This is a genomic window from Pseudomonas sp. GL-B-12 (assembly GCF_019955895.1).
Classification (GTDB): domain Bacteria; phylum Pseudomonadota; class Gammaproteobacteria; order Pseudomonadales; family Pseudomonadaceae; genus Aquipseudomonas.
Map to the genome: position 1 here is coordinate 14,463 of NZ_JAHBCX010000028.1, position 15,017 is coordinate 29,479.

Annotated in this window: 14 protein-coding genes; 7 read left to right on the plus strand and 7 right to left on the minus strand. The window is 61.8% G+C overall.

Going from position 1 to position 15,017, the window contains the following annotated elements:
* Positions 1-94: 94 nt before the first annotated feature.
* The 4 genes from KGA85_RS16345 to KGA85_RS16360 form a co-directional block, all read right to left on the minus strand.
* Entirely contained in the window at positions 95-1,279 is a 1,185-nt protein-coding gene (locus KGA85_RS16345) for a porin (RefSeq protein ID WP_223533918.1), read from the minus strand.
* Between the two features lie 209 nt (positions 1,280-1,488).
* On the minus strand, positions 1,489-2,295 hold the full coding sequence (locus KGA85_RS16350; RefSeq protein ID WP_223543224.1) for a sulfite exporter TauE/SafE family protein: 807 nt from the start codon (positions 2,293-2,295) through the stop codon (positions 1,489-1,491).
* Between the two features lie 9 nt (positions 2,296-2,304).
* On the minus strand, positions 2,305-3,549 hold the full coding sequence (locus tag KGA85_RS16355) for an FAD/NAD(P)-binding oxidoreductase (RefSeq protein ID WP_223543225.1): 1,245 nt from the start codon (positions 3,547-3,549) through the stop codon (positions 2,305-2,307).
* A gap of 167 nt (positions 3,550-3,716) precedes the next feature.
* Complete coding sequence (locus KGA85_RS16360) at positions 3,717-4,058, minus strand: ArsR/SmtB family transcription factor (RefSeq protein ID WP_223455981.1); 342 nt, start codon at positions 4,056-4,058, stop codon at positions 3,717-3,719.
* A gap of 118 nt (positions 4,059-4,176) precedes the next feature.
* On the opposite strand from KGA85_RS16360, the gene KGA85_RS16365 reads away from it, so the two are divergent.
* Positions 4,177-5,040: an MBL fold metallo-hydrolase gene (locus tag KGA85_RS16365; RefSeq protein WP_223533814.1), complete on the plus strand. Its 864-nt coding sequence runs from the start codon at positions 4,177-4,179 to the stop codon at positions 5,038-5,040.
* Positions 5,041-5,049: 9 nt separating this feature from the next.
* Here the strand turns inward: KGA85_RS16365 and bkdR are convergent, their stop codons facing one another.
* On the minus strand, positions 5,050-5,538 hold the full coding sequence (gene bkdR / locus KGA85_RS16370; protein ID WP_007976593.1) for a Bkd operon transcriptional regulator BkdR: 489 nt from the start codon (positions 5,536-5,538) through the stop codon (positions 5,050-5,052).
* Between the two features lie 185 nt (positions 5,539-5,723).
* On the opposite strand from bkdR, the gene KGA85_RS16375 reads away from it, so the two are divergent.
* The 5 genes from KGA85_RS16375 to KGA85_RS16395 all read left to right on the plus strand — a co-directional run bounded on the left by KGA85_RS16375 (position 5,724) and on the right by KGA85_RS16395 (position 11,957).
* Positions 5,724-6,959, plus strand: a complete 1,236-nt coding sequence (locus tag KGA85_RS16375) for a 3-methyl-2-oxobutanoate dehydrogenase (2-methylpropanoyl-transferring) subunit alpha (protein WP_223455983.1) — start codon at positions 5,724-5,726, stop codon at positions 6,957-6,959.
* A 1-nt stretch (position 6,960) separates the two neighbouring features.
* Entirely contained in the window at positions 6,961-8,019 is a 1,059-nt protein-coding gene (locus KGA85_RS16380; RefSeq protein ID WP_015095444.1) for an alpha-ketoacid dehydrogenase subunit beta, read from the plus strand.
* On the plus strand, positions 8,020-9,294 hold the full coding sequence (locus KGA85_RS16385; RefSeq protein ID WP_223543226.1) for a dihydrolipoamide acetyltransferase family protein: 1,275 nt from the start codon (positions 8,020-8,022) through the stop codon (positions 9,292-9,294). It abuts the gene before it with no gap.
* 3 nt (positions 9,295-9,297) lie between these two features.
* Entirely contained in the window at positions 9,298-10,680 is a 1,383-nt protein-coding gene (gene lpdA / locus KGA85_RS16390) for a dihydrolipoyl dehydrogenase (RefSeq protein WP_223543227.1), read from the plus strand.
* A gap of 257 nt (positions 10,681-10,937) precedes the next feature.
* Positions 10,938-11,957, plus strand: a complete 1,020-nt coding sequence (locus tag KGA85_RS16395; protein WP_223455986.1) for a branched-chain amino acid aminotransferase — start codon at positions 10,938-10,940, stop codon at positions 11,955-11,957.
* Between the two features lie 162 nt (positions 11,958-12,119).
* On the opposite strand, the gene KGA85_RS16400 is transcribed toward KGA85_RS16395, so the two are convergent.
* On the minus strand, positions 12,120-12,884 hold the full coding sequence (locus KGA85_RS16400) for an ArsR/SmtB family transcription factor (RefSeq protein WP_223543228.1): 765 nt from the start codon (positions 12,882-12,884) through the stop codon (positions 12,120-12,122).
* Between the two features lie 78 nt (positions 12,885-12,962).
* Between KGA85_RS16400 and KGA85_RS16405 the strand changes: the two genes are divergently transcribed.
* Positions 12,963-14,072, plus strand: coding sequence for a cytochrome P450 (locus KGA85_RS16405; RefSeq protein WP_223543229.1), 1,110 nt, complete (start codon positions 12,963-12,965; stop codon positions 14,070-14,072).
* 11 nt (positions 14,073-14,083) lie between these two features.
* Here the strand turns inward: KGA85_RS16405 and dmeF are convergent, their stop codons facing one another.
* Entirely contained in the window at positions 14,084-15,016 is a 933-nt protein-coding gene (dmeF, locus tag KGA85_RS16410) for a CDF family Co(II)/Ni(II) efflux transporter DmeF (protein ID WP_223455989.1), read from the minus strand.
* Position 15,017 lies beyond the last annotated feature (1 nt).

Sequence of the window (15,017 nt, forward strand, 5' to 3'; positions counted from 1 at the left end):
CGAATGCTACTTGGGTAGCGGGTAGCCGCTTCGATGGGATGAGACGGTTGGTGACCCTCGCCGCGATGCGCACGGCCAGGGCCACCTCCCGGGGTTACCAGGTCAGCACCGCACCCACTGCGAAGGTGTCGGTGTTTTCGTTCTGCTCGCTGGTGTCGTGGCCGTTGATTTCGAACTGGTTGTACTCGGCCACCAGCTTGAGGTTGTCGTTCACGTCATGGAACAACGCGATGCCGCGGGTCTCGTAGTCCGCGCCGCTGCCGACCACGCCGTTGCCATCGTCATTGGTCTTGCCGTAGGACAAGGCCAGGCGGTTCTTGCCCAGTTTGTAGGAGCCCTGCAACAGGTAGCCGTCGCTGTCGACGTTGCGCAGGGTCGGCTCGCCGGCATTGTTGGTGAAAAACGGGTTGATGCCCTTGGCCTGGAAACCGGACCCGGTGAGGGACAAGCCGCCCATCTTCGCCTGCACGCCATAACCGACACCCTTGGAGGTGACGGTCTCGACCGTGGAATCCGTGTTGTCCGAGGTCTGGTAGCTGCCGTTGACCCAGCTGTAGATCTTTGCCCCGGCCAGGTCGAACTGATAGGTGACTTCGCTCTCGGTACGCGGGTTTTCCTGATAGGCCTTGCCCGTCGGGCTGCTGTCGTTGGTGTCCACCGGGTCCATGATGCCGACCGCCACGCGCAGACCGTCCATCACCGGGGTGCGATAGGTTATCTGCGAGGTCGGGAACGGGTACGGGTAACCGGTGCCAATGTTGCCGAACGACACCCCGCCACCATCCACCAGCCCCAACGTATCGCTGACCTGGCCGTAACCGGCGAGCATTTCGTCGAGCAGGATGTTGGAACGGGCGAACAGCCCGAAGTCCTTGCCGATCAGCACTTCGCCCCATTCCGGGTTGGCCACGGTGCCGAAGAACTGCCGCACATCGATGGCGGTGTCGGTGCCGTTGGTTTGGCTGTCGTTGATGGTGACCCAGAACGAGGCGCGAGCACCGAGCTTGAGATCGTCTACCTGCTTGCCCATGTTGAAGCCCAGGTAGTTGGGTAAAAAGCCCATCTTCACCCGTGACTGCCGACGGTCGAACTGCTCGCCGGCCCGGTCGACATCGCTGTTCACGTAGAAGGCGTTGATGTAGCCGTCGGTGGAGAACGTGGTCTGGTCCTTGTCGTACAGCATGATATCCGCCTCGGCCACTTGGCTCAGGCCAAGGGCAGACAGGCTGGCGATAAAGGCAGGCAGAAAACGATGCGTGACGTTCTTATTGTTGTGCATGGCGCGCTCCGAAACGGGGGACTAAGTGTCGGAGGCGATTATCGAAACCTGACCGGCGGCGCCATACGCTGCCTTGGGGGTGGTTTTCAGGTGCTTTGGATGAGCCGGCGGTGCGTGACAACTATGGCGTAAGACCGCTGGTCGGCGAGGCTCGCCACTTAGTGTGTAGGCCTGTGGACCCGAGTGGCGTCCACAGGAACCGGTACCGGCTAGGCGTTTGCCCTGAACAGCATGTAAGCGGCGACCACGACGCAGATGCTGGCGAACCCGACCTGCAACGCCCGCGCCGGCACCCGGGCGCAGAGCTTGCGGCCGATGATCATGCCGACGATGCTGGAGACGATGAAGGCAATGCCCGAACCGTCGATGCGCACCCCGGCCTGGAACGCGCCGATCACGCCGATGGCCGAAATCAGACTGATCACCATCAGCGACGTGGCGATGATCCCGCGCATCTGCACATCGGTCAGTTGCTTGAAGGCCGGGACAATCAGAAAACCGCCGCCCACCCCCAGCAATCCCGAGACCACGCCGGTCACTGCGCCGAGCGCGGCGAGGGTCGCGGTGCATTTGGCGGTCCAGGAAAAGCGCCCGGTCTGTTGATCGAGCATGCAGTTCTTCTGGCCCCAGTTGGCCTGACCGTGATCGCTGGGGCCCTCGTCCTTGCGCTCGCGGCGCAACATCCGCCCGGCCACTACGACCATCAGCAGGCAGAACAGGATCATCAGGATTTTTTCCGGCAGCTGATGGGCAAAGTAGATGCCCACCGGCGAAAACACCGCACCCAACGCCGCGATCAGCAGCGCCGCGCGATAACGCACCAGGCCATGGCGCAAACCGTCGATGGCACCGACCGCTGCCGCACTGCCCACCGCGAACAACGCCACCGGAGCGGCCTGGGTCATGCTCCAGCCCAACCCCAACACCAGGGCCGGGACCGCAAGGATACCGCCGCCGGCGCCAGTCAAGCCGAGCACCAATCCCATCACTACGCCAAACAGACTTGCCAGCAACATAGGGAGTTCTCAGTCGACCCTGGACACACGTGTCAGCCACTCGCGGCCCTTGAGCATACCGTTCCAGTAGAACCACGGTAGCAGTGTCGCCTTCAGCCACCACGCCGAGCGGCGCGGAATCGTCGGGTCAAGGGGAAAGGTCGGCAGCAACTTGCCCGCGTAACCGAACTCGGCAAGGATCACCTTGCCCTTCTCCACCGTCAGCGGACAGGAGCCGTAACCGTCGTACTTCAGCGGCAGTGGTTGTTGCTTGCGCAAGGCCAGCAGGTTTTCGGCCACCACCACGATCTGCTTGCGCACCGCCGCGGCGGTTTTTGCATTGGTGGTGCCGCAGATATCACCCAACGCGAAGACGTCGGGATAACGCGGATGCTGCAGGCTGTGGGGGTCGACCTCGCACCAGCCAGCGCTGTCGGCCAGCGGGCTGCGGGCGACGAAATCCGGGGACACCTGAGGCGGCACGACATGCAGCAGGTCAAAGGTTTTGGCCTGGCGGGTGACATTGCCATCGGCATCCCTGACGTCGAACCACGCGGTTTTCGCCGGGCCGTCGACCTTGACCAGGTTGGAGTTGAAGGCCAACCGGGCTTTGTACTTCTCGATGTACTTCATCAGCGGCGGGACAAAGGTCGCCACACCGAACAGCGCCGCGCCCGCCAGATTGAATTCGACGTCGATGTTGTCCAGCACACCGGTCTTGCGCCAGTGATCGCAGGACAGGTACAGCGCCTTTTGTGGCGCGCCGGCACATTTGATCGGCATGGCCGGCTGGGTGAACAGCACCTTGCCGCCGCGCAGTTTCTGCACCTGATCCCAGGTGTAGGTCGCGTGCCGATAGCTGTAATTGGAGGTCACGCCGTGCTGGCCGAGGGTTTCCTCCAGGCCTTCGATCTTCTCCCAGGCCAGGCGCAGGCCGGGGCAGACCACCAGGTTTTGATAGCCGACCGTGCGCCCGTCACCGAGGGTGAGTTGGCGCTTGTCGGGATCGATGCCCGTCACGGCAGCCTGCAGCCAATGGGTCCCGCGCGGCATCACCGACGCCATTGGCCGCACGGTGTTTTCCACGTTGTAGGCACCACCGCCGACCAGCGTCCAGGCCGGTTGATAGTAGTGCCGGGAGTCGGGTTCGATCACGGTGATGTTCAGATGCGGGCTACGCTTGAGCAGGCTGGCGACAAAGCCGATACCCGCCGTGCCGCCGCCGATGACCACGATATCTGCACTGATGGATGAGCCCCAGTGTTGATCGTTCATTGCTTGTTCCTTTTGCTGCACGCAAGGATTGATGCTAGTCCAGACACCAAAATCATTGTGGGAGCGAGCTTGCTCGCGATGACGGTTGGTCTGCCAACATTTATGTTGAATGTGCCGACGTCATCGCGAGCAAGCTCGCTCCCACAGGTTCGGTGTGTTGAACAGGATCAGGGTTGAACCCAGCTTTTAAGCACCGCCCCGCAATAAAGCCCGGAGAGGGTTTTCATCACCTGGATCACTTCGTGACTGGCGAGACCGTAAAAAATGTACTTGCCTTCACGACGGGTGGCGACCAGTCCTTCATCGCGCAGGATCCCCAATTGCTGGGACAGGGTCGGTTGGCGCACGCCGGTGATTTTTTCCAGCTCGCCTACGTTGCGTTCGCCCTGGGTCAGCTGGCACAGGATCAACAGGCGATCCTCATTGGCCAGGGCCTTGAGCAGCGCACAGGCCTTGGAGGCCGAGGCGCGCAGTTGAGCGACTTCACATTCGGTCAGACTGGATTGCATTTGCAGGATGCCTTCAACGTCACTTAAGCTGCGAACATTATGTCTTTACATAAAGTGTTGCAACCCATGGCTGACTATTCGTCGTCCGACTTTTCTACCCCTGCACAGGTTCGTGTCCATGCCCGCGCTGATTGAAGCTTTCCTCGACCCCGCCTCCTCGACCTACAGCTACGTGGTCTACGAGGCTGATGGCGGACAGTGTGCGATTGTCGATCCGGTGCTCGACTACGACGGGGCCGCCGGGCGTACCGCGACCACCCAGGCCGACAGGATCATCGCCTTCGTCCGTGCTCGTCAGTTGCAGGTGCAATGGCTGCTGGAAACCCACGCCCATGCCGATCACCTGTCCGCCGCGCCATACCTGCGCGGGGAACTGGGCGGCAAGATCGCCATTGGCGAGTCGATCAGCAAGGTCCAGGACGTGTTCAAGGCGCTGTTCAATCTGGAGCCCGCCTTCCGCGTCGACGGTTCCCAGTTCGATCACCTGTTCGCCCCCAACGAATCGTTCATGATCGGCAATCTCAAGGCGACCGCCTTGCACGTGCCCGGCCATACCCCGGCGGACATGGCTTACCTGATCGGCAACGATGTGATCCTGGTCGGCGATACACTGTTCATGCCGGACGTGGGCACCGCGCGCTGCGACTTTCCCGGCGGCAATGCCAACCAGATGTACGCCTCGATCCACAAGCTGCTGGCCTTCCCCGCCGACGTGCGACTCTACATCTGCCACGATTATCCGCCCGAGGGCCGCGCGCCCCAATGCATGACCACGGTAGGCGAACAGCGCAAAAGCAACATCCACGTGCGCGACGGCATCGACGAAGCCGCCTTCGTCGACATGCGCACCCGGCGTGATGCCGGGCTGGGCATGCCGACGCTGCTATTGCCGGCGATTCAGGTCAATGTGCGGGCGGGGGAACTGCCGCCGGCAGAGGACAATGGCGTGACTTACCTGAAGATTCCGCTTAACAAATTTTAAGATCGACGTTTAATTCCCCAGGGTCAGCCCATTCGCCGGCAACGGCAGCGCCGTTTTATAGCGCACCTGCTTGAGCGCAAAGCTCGAGCGGATGTTCGCCACCCCCGGCACTTTGGTCAGAAAGTCCATCATGAAACGCTCCAGCGACTGGATGGTCGGCACCAGCACCCGGATCAGATAGTCCGGGTCGCCGGCCATCAGGTAGCACTCCATCACTTCGGGGCGGTCGGAAATCGCCTCTTCGAAATGCTGCAACGCCTCCTCCACCTGTTTCTCCAGGCTGACGTGAATGAACACGTTCACATGCAGCCCCAGCAGGTCGGCATCGAGCAGCGTCACTTGCTCGCGAATTACCCCCAGTTCTTCCATGGCCTTGACCCGGTTGAAACACGGTGTCGGCGAGAGGTTCACCGAACGCGCCAGGTCGGCGTTGGTGATGCGTGCGTTCTCCTGAAGGCTGTTGAGAATGCCGATATCGGTACGGTCCAGTTTGCGCATGAGACAAAACCACCTGTTTTTTGTGTTTATGCAGGTTTTTTATCTGCAAATGATCTTTAGCGCAACGAAACAGAGAGAAATATTCTTCTTGGGCGGGCCTATGATTGTTGTAGGACAAGATTTCTTCTACCGAACGAAATCTGTCAGCTCACTACAAGAAATTCACAAGATCGAGCGTAGAAGCCATGACCCAAGCGTATGAACCGCTGCGCCTGCACGTCCCCGAACCCTCGGGCCGTCCCGGCTGTAAAACCGACTTCTCCTACCTGCATCTGACCGATGCCGGCACGGTGCGCAAACCCCCTATCGACGTTGAACCGGCTGACACGGCTGATCTGGCCCGTGGCCTGATTCGCGTGCTCGACGACCAGGGCAATGCCCTCGGCCCGTGGGCCGAAAACGTGCCGGTAGAGATCCTGCGCAAGGGCATGCGTGCCATGCTCAAGACCCGCATCTACGACAACCGCATGGTGGTCGCCCAGCGTCAGAAAAAGATGTCGTTCTACATGCAGAGCCTTGGCGAAGAAGCCATCGGCAGCGCCCAGGCCCTGGCCCTGAACATCGACGACATGTGCTTTCCGACCTACCGCCAGCAAAGCATCCTGATGGCCCGCGAAGTGCCGCTGGTCGACCTGATCTGCCAGTTGCTGTCCAACGAGCGCGATCCGCTCAAGGGACGTCAGCTGCCAATCATGTACTCGGTCAAGGAGTCCGGTTTCTTCACCATCTCCGGCAACCTTGCCACCCAGTTCGTGCAAGCCGTGGGCTGGGGCATGGCCTCGGCGATCAAGGGCGACACCAAAATCGCGTCGGCCTGGATCGGCGACGGCGCCACCGCTGAATCGGACTTCCACACCGCCCTGACGTTCGCCCACGTGTACCGCGCGCCGGTGATCCTCAACGTGGTCAACAACCAGTGGGCGATCTCCACCTTCCAGGCGATTGCCGGTGGTGAAGCGACCACCTTCGCCGGTCGTGGCGTCGGTTGCGGCATCGCCTCCCTGCGGGTCGACGGCAACGATTTCTACGCGGTCTACGCCGCCTCTGCCTGGGCGGCCGAACGTGCGCGCCGCAACCTCGGCCCGACCATGATCGAATGGGTCACCTACCGCGCCGGCCCGCACTCGACCTCCGATGATCCGTCGAAATACCGTCCGGCCGATGACTGGAGCCACTTCCCCCTGGGTGATCCGATTGCGCGCCTCAAGCAACACCTGATCAAGGTCGGTCAATGGTCCGAAGAGGAACACACCGCGGTCAGCGCCGAGCTCGAAGCCGAAGTGATCGCCGCACAGAAAGAAGCCGAACAGTACGGCACCCTCGCCGGCGGCCAGATTCCGAGCGCCGCGACCATGTTCGAAGACGTCTACAAAGAGATGCCGGAGCACTTGAAGCGCCAGCGTCAAGAGTTGGGGATCTGACATGAACGATCACAACAACAATATCGAGCTGGAAACCGCCATGACCACGACCACCATGACCATGATCCAGGCCCTGCGCTCGGCCATGGATGTGATGCTTGAACGTGACGACAACGTCGTGGTCTTCGGCCAGGACGTGGGCTACTTCGGCGGCGTGTTCCGCTGCACCGAAGGCCTGCAGAACAAGTACGGCACCTCCCGGGTGTTCGACGCGCCGATCTCCGAAAGCGGCATCGTCGGTGTCGCCGTGGGCATGGGCGCCTACGGTCTGCGTCCGGTGGCCGAGATCCAGTTCGCCGACTACGTCTACCCGGCCTCCGACCAGATCATTTCCGAAGCCGCCCGCCTGCGTTACCGCTCGGCCGGCGAGTTCACCGCGCCGATGACCCTGCGCATGCCATGTGGCGGCGGCATCTACGGCGGCCAGACTCACAGCCAGAGCATCGAGGCGATGTTCACCCAGGTCTGCGGTTTGCGCACGGTGATGCCGTCCAACCCGTACGACGCCAAGGGCCTGTTGATTGCCTCCATCGAAAACGATGACCCGGTGATCTTCCTCGAGCCAAAACGCCTGTACAACGGCCCGTTCGACGGCCACCACGACCGCCCGGTAACCCCGTGGTCGAAGCACCCCGCCGCGCAAGTACCGGATGGCTACTACACCGTGCCGCTGGACGTCGCTGCGATCACCCGTCCGGGCAAGGACGTCACCGTGCTGACCTACGGCACCACAGTGTACGTATCGCAAGTCGCTGCTGAAGAAAGCGGCGTTGACGCCGAAGTCATCGACCTGCGCAGCCTTTGGCCGCTGGACCTGGAAACCATCGTCAAATCGGTGAAAAAGACCGGCCGTTGCGTGGTGGTGCACGAAGCCACCCGCACCTGCGGTTTCGGCGCCGAACTGGTGTCACTGGTGCAAGAGCATTGCTTCCACCACCTGGAAGCGCCGATCGAACGCGTCACCGGTTGGGACACCCCTTACCCGCACGCGCAAGAGTGGGCGTATTTCCCAGGCCCGTCCCGAGTGGGCGCGGCGTTGAAACGGGTCATGGAGGTCTGAATGGGCACGCACGTCATTAAAATGCCGGACATTGGTGAAGGCATTGCAGAAGTTGAATTGTCGGTATGGCACGTCAAGGTCGGCGACATGGTCGTCGAAGATCAGGTACTGGCCGATGTCATGACCGACAAGGCGATGGTCGATATCCCGTCGCCGGTGCATGGCAAGGTCATTGCCCTGGGTGGCCAGCCGGGCGAAGTCATGGCGGTTGGCAGTGTGCTGATCAGCATTGAAGTCGAAGGCGCGGGCAACGTTAAGGAATCGGCGCAACCGGCACCTGTTAAAGAAGCGCCTGTGGCCGCAGCCAAAGTAGAAACCGTGGTGGAAAGCAAACCGGTCGCTGCCCCGGCGCCGAAAGCTGCCGTTTGCCAGGGCCCGATGGTGGCTCGCGCAGCCGATGAACGCCCACTGGCCTCCCCGGCTGTGCGCAAGCATGCGCTGGACCTCGGTATTCAATTGCGTCTGGTCCGTGGCAGCGGCCCGGCCGGTCGCGTGCTGCATGAAGACCTCGACGCCTACCTGGCCCAGGGTCAGTCGAACGCTTCGGCACCGGTGGCAGCTGCTTACGCCCAACGTACCGATGAACAGCAGATCCCGGTGATCGGCATGCGCCGCAAGATTGCCCAGCGCATGCAGGACGCCACCCAGCGTGCCGCCCACTTCAGTTATGTCGAGGAAATCGACGTCACCGCCGTGGAAGAGCTGCGCGCGCACCTCAACGAAAAACACGGCGCGACCCGCGGCAAGCTGACGTTGCTGCCGTTCCTGGTCCGCGCCATGGTCGTCGCCCTGCGCGACTTCCCGCAGATGAACGCCCGCTACGACGACGAAGCCCAGGTCATCACCCGCCTCGGCGCGGTGCATGTGGGCGTCGCGACCCAGAGCGACGTTGGCCTGATGGTGCCGGTGGTGCGTCACGCCGAAGCCCGCAGCCTGTGGGACAGCGCAACGGAAATCGCTCGCCTGGCCAACGCCGCGCGCAACGGCAAGGCCAGCCGCGACGAGTTGTCCGGTTCGACCATCACCCTGACCAGCCTTGGCGCCTTGGGCGGCATCGTCAGCACGCCGGTGCTGAACCTGCCGGAAGTGGCGATTGTCGGCGTGAACAAGATCGTCGAACGGCCAATGGTGATCAAAGGCCAGATCGTGATCCGCAAGATGATGAACCTCTCCAGCTCATTCGATCACCGCGTGGTCGACGGCATGGACGCGGCGCTATTCATCCAGGCCATCCGTGGCTTGCTCGAACAACCCGCTACCTTGTTTGTGGAGTAAGGCATGCAGACTCTGAATACCACGCTGCTAATCATCGGCGGCGGCCCCGGCGGTTATGTGACGGCGATCCGTGCCGGTCAGCTGGGCATCCCGACCATTCTGGTGGAAGGCCAATCGTTGGGCGGCACTTGCCTGAACATCGGCTGCATTCCGTCCAAGGCACTGATTCACGTCGCCGAGCAGTTTCATCAGACGCAGCACCACCATCAGCTTTCGGCCCTGGGCATCAGCGTTTCGGCGCCGACCCTCGACATCACCAAGAGCGTCGAATGGAAGGACGGCATCGTCGATCGCCTGACCACCGGCGTTGCCGCGCTGCTGAAAAAGAACAAGGTCCAGGTCGTTCAAGGCTGGGCCAAAGTGGTTGACGGTAAAACCATTGATGTTGGCGACACGCGCATTCAGTGCGAGCACCTGGTGCTGGCCACCGGTTCGAAAAGCGTGAACCTGCCGATGTTGCCGATTGGCGGGCCGATCATCTCGTCCACCGAAGCCTTGGCGCCGACGTCCGTGCCCAAGCGCTTGATTGTGGTCGGCGGTGGTTACATCGGTCTGGAGCTGGGCATTGCCTATCGCAAGCTCGGCGCCGAGGTAAGTGTGGTGGAAGCGCAGGAACGCATCCTGCCGGCCTACGACGCCGAACTGACCCAGCCTGTGCACGACGAACTGAGAAAACTCGGCATAAAGCTTTACTTGAAGAACAGCGTGCAAGGCTTTGATTTAAAAGAAAATACCTTGCAAATACTGGCCCCGAACGGCGCGACCCTGAACCTGGAAACCGATCAGGTGCTGGTGGCCGTCGGTCGCAAGCCGAACACCCAGGGCTGGAACCTCGAAGCGCTGAACCTGGACATGAACGGTTCGTCGATCAAGATCGACCACCGCTGCCAGACCAGCATGCGCAACGTGTATGCCATCGGAGACCTGAGCGGCGAACCGATGCTCGCCCACCGAGCCATGGCCCAGGGCGAGATGGTTGCCGAGCTGATCAGCGGCAAGAGCCGCGAGTTCAACCCGACCGCCATCGCCGCCGTGTGCTTCACCGACCCGGAACTGGTGGTGGTCGGCAAGACCCCGGACGAGGCCAACGCCGCAGGTTGGGACTGCATCGTGTCGAGCTTCCCGTTCGCCGCCAATGGCCGGGCGATGACCCTGGAGTCGAAAAGCGGCTTCGTGCGGGTGGTCGCCCGTCGGGACAATCATGTGATTGTCGGCTGGCAGGCGGTGGGTGTTGGCGTGTCGGAGTTGTCCACGGCGTTTGCCCAGAGCCTGGAGATGGGCGCGCGGCTGGAAGACATCGGCGGCACCATCCATGCGCATCCGACGTTGGGTGAGGCGGTGCAGGAAGCGGCGTTGCGGGCGTTGGGGCATGCGTTGCATCTGTGATTCAGAGCAATTGATGGCGGCTGTGATGGCCTCTTCGCGAGCAAGTCGAATCGTCGCACCGCCGCTCCCACAGGGGGATGCATTCCAAATGTGGGAGCGGGCTTGCTCGCGAATTCTCAAGGTCAATGCGAATTATCTGCCGATCACCCGATAGTCTGGGCTGCGATTTAGCCCAAGAATGAAGTATTGTTGTCCCCATCCAAAAAACGTCAGAAGCCTTGAACCGTTTCGGCGGTTGTTAAGTGATAGAGGGTGTCATGGGTAACGAAAGCATCAATTGGGACAAGCTGGGTTTTGACTACATCAAGACCGACAAGCGCTATCTGTCGTACTTTCGCAATGGCGAGTGGGACAAAGGCACCCTGACCGAAGACAACGTGCTGCACATCAGCGAAGGCTCCACTGCCCTTCACTATGGCCAGCAATGCTTCGAAGGGATGAAGGCCTATCGTTGCAAGGACGGCTCGATCAACCTGTTCCGCCCGGACCAGAACGCCCTGCGCATGCAGCGCAGCTGCGCCCGTCTGCTGATGCCGCAAGTCGACACCGAGCAATTCATCGAAGCCTGTAAAGCAGTGGTCCGTGCCAACGAGCGTTTCATTCCGCCGTACGGCACCGGCGGCGCGCTGTACCTGCGCCCGTTCGTGATCGGCGTGGGTGACAACATCGGCGTGCGTACCGCCCCCGAGTTCATCTTCTCGATCTTCTGCATTCCGGTTGGCGCCTACTTCAAGGGCGGCCTGACCCCGCACAACTTCCTGATCTCCAGCTACGACCGCGCCGCGCCACAAGGCACCGGTGCCGCCAAGGTCGGTGGCAACTACGCCGCCAGCCTGATGCCGGGCTCCCAGGCCAAGAAGGCGCATTTCGCCGACTGCATCTACCTGGATCCGCTGACCCATACCAAGATCGAGGAAGTCGGTTCGGCCAACTTCTTCGGGATCACCCACGACAACAAGTTCGTGACCCCGAACTCGCCATCGGTACTGCCGGGCATCACCCGCCTGTCGCTGATCGAGCTGGCCAGGTCCCGCCTGGGACTGGACGTGGTCGAAGGCGACGTGTTCATCGACAAGCTCTCCGACTTCAAGGAAGCCGGTGCTTGCGGTACCGCTGCGGTGATCACGCCGATTGGCGGCATCAACTACAACGACCACCTGCACGTGTTCCACAGCGAAACCGAAGTCGGCCCGATCACCCAGAAGCTCTACAAAGAGCTGACCGGCGTGCAAACTGGAGACATCGAAGCGCCAGCGGGCTGGATCGTCAAGGTTTGACCTGACGCCAGACGCACAAAAGCCCCCCATCGGTCACCCGATGGGGGGCTTTTTGTTTGCATTGTACTGACGAACCCACCACTCCCCCCTGTGGGAGCGAGCTTGCTCGCGATGACGGCATTGCATTCAATACAGAAGCATCCGGAATACACCTATCGTCAGTCAGCGAATGTTCCCGAACTCCACCGAACCTGCCGTCATTTGCGAAACTTTGACATTACCCTCAACCACCAACGGCAATTCGATTCCAAACCGCCTTCCAAACTCCTTGCGCCCCAACGCCGTCAACGCCAACGCCCGACTGTCCAGATCCTGGGTCACCCACTTGCGCTTGAGCGCCGTTTGCAGCAACGCCGCGCCCAGCGATCCGCCCAGATGTGGCCGGCGCATGCTCCAGTCCAGGCACGGGCAGGCAAAGCGGCGGCGCAAGGTGCTCAAGTCCTGTACCTCGATCCCGAGCCCTTGAAACATTGCCGTACCACTGTCGCTCAAGCGATAGGCCTGTTCGTCGGTTTCCTCCAGCCAACCCGCTTCAAGCATCCGGTCATACAACAGCACGGCCAGGGTTCCCGCCATGTGGTCGTAGCAGGTGCGGGCAAATTGCAGGCGGTCCGGGGTCCGCGCCCGGAAGCCCGGCGCGGTGTTCTGGCCGATCACCATCAGTGCCTCCAGGGCCTGGGCCACGCGCTTGTCCGCCAGGCTGTAATAGCGATGACGTCCCTGGACGTGCAGCCGCACCAGCGCCAGTTCCTTGAGTTTGGCCAGGTGGGCACTGGCGGTCGACGCGCTGACTTCGGCCACCGCCGCCAGTTCGGTGCTGGTGCGCGCGTGGCCGTCCATCAGCGAACAGAGGATTTTCGTCCGCGCAGGTTCAGCGATGGCTGCCGCCACCTGCGAGACGCCGATGTCGTGATGCTCTGCGCTCATATTTCGCTCCCGGACGAATCAAAGCCCTTTCGGACTGGAGATAGTAGCAACTCTTTCCAACAACAAAAGGCTGTGACCATGGACCCGATCATCGCTGCGACCCATGCCGATCCCTATCCCTACTACGCACAACTGCGTGCCGAAGGTGGGCTGGCTTTTCATCCGGGGCTCAACCTGTGGGTGGCCAGCAGCGCCCGGGCGGTGGCCGCCGTACTGGCGCATCCCGATTGCCACGTCCGACCGGCGCAGGAGCCAGTCCCCAAGGCGATCGCCGACGGCATGGCCGGCCAGGTGTTCGGCCAATTGATGCGTATGAATGAAGGTGAACGCCAGCGTTGCCCACGGTCGGCGATTGCGCCGGGGCTGGAGTTGATCGATGCGCAGGAAGTGGAGGCCCTGGTCAGCGCCCGATTGATCACTGCGGATGCCGCTGGCCTGTACAACGCCATGTTCCGTGGACCAGTGTGCGTGGTGGCGGCGTTGTTGGGGTTCACCCCGGCCCAGGGCCGGGCCATCAGCGAGTTGACGGCGGATTTCGTCGCCTGCCTGTCGCCCTTGAGTGACGCGGCACAATTGACCGCCGCCCACGCTTCCGCCGAACACTTGAGCGGTTACTTCATCGAATTGCTCGACGATCCGCACAACCACAGCCCTTTGCTGGCAGGCATCCGCCAACGTTTCGCATCCGGCGCGCCGCAAACCCTGATCGCCAACCTGATCGGCCTGTTCTCCCAGACCTTCGAGGCCACTGCCGGGCTGATCGGCAACGCCGTGCTGGCATTGACTCAACATCCGTCGTTGCGCAGCGAATCAACCCCTGTCGAAGACCTGCTGGCCGAAGTGCAGCGCTTCGACCCACCGGTACAGAACACCCGCCGCTTCGTCGCCGCCCCCTGCGAGATTGACGGGGTGAAGCTGAACGCCACCGACGTGATCCTGGTGCTGCTGGCCTCGGCCAATCGCGACCCGCAGCTCAACGACAACCCCGACACCTTCCTGCTCGACCGCCCGAACCGGCGCAGCTTCACCTTCGGTGCGGGGCGCCATCAATGTCCGGGGCAACGCCTGGCGTTGAACATTGCAGGCGCCACGCTCAAGCAGTTTCTGGCGATGCGGCCGGCACTGGACCCACTGAAACGGCAATACCGCCCATCCACGAATGGACGGATTGCGCTGTTCAGTGATTGAGCGAAAGCCGTTCAAGCAATGCGGTATTCGACGGTCAGGTGAGACAGTTCATGGACCGGCGCCAGGCGTTCGCGAATGGTGTCGGCACTGACATTGGCTGCGGCTACAACGCTGACAATCGCGGCCCGCGCCTGGGGGCCGACCTGCCAGACATGCAGATCGCTGATGCGCACATCGTCCGATGACTCCAGCAGCTCACGGATTTCATCGGCAACGTGCTCATCCGTGACATCGAGCAACACCGCAGCGCTGTCACGCATCAATCCAACCGCCCATTTCGCAATCACGATGGCGCCCACGATGCCCATCACAGGGTCCAGCCACACCCACCCCAGATAGCGCCCGGCCAACAATGCGGCAATCGCCAGCACCGAGGTCAAGGCGTCGGCCAACACATGGACATAGGCCGAGCGCAGGTTGTTGTCGTGATGGTGATGATGGCCGTGATCATGGCTATGTCCGTGATCGTGGCCATGATGACCGTGGTCGCCCGCCAGCAAAAAGGCACTGGCGATGTTCACCGCCAGCCCCACCACCGCAATCACCGTCGCTTCGGTGAATGCCACGGTCGTTGGCTGAAACAGGCGATAAACGGACTCGCCGGCAATGCCGATCGCCACCAGCCCCAGCACCATGGCCGAGGCAAAACCCGCGAGATCCCCGACCTTGCCGGTGCCGAAGCTGTAACGCGCGTTATTGGCATTGCGCCGCGCGAACCCATAGGCCGCCGCCGCGATGCCCAAGGCCCCGGCATGGGTGGCCATGTGAAAACCATCGGCCAGCAGCGCCATGGAACCGGTGATGTAGCCGGCAGCAATTTCGCCAATCATCATCACGAACGTCAGCGCCACCACCCATAAGGTGCGTCGGGCGTTTTCATCATGGGATGCGCCGAGAAACACATGGTCGTGGGCGAAACGCGAAGCCTGGGGTGTCTGCGTCATG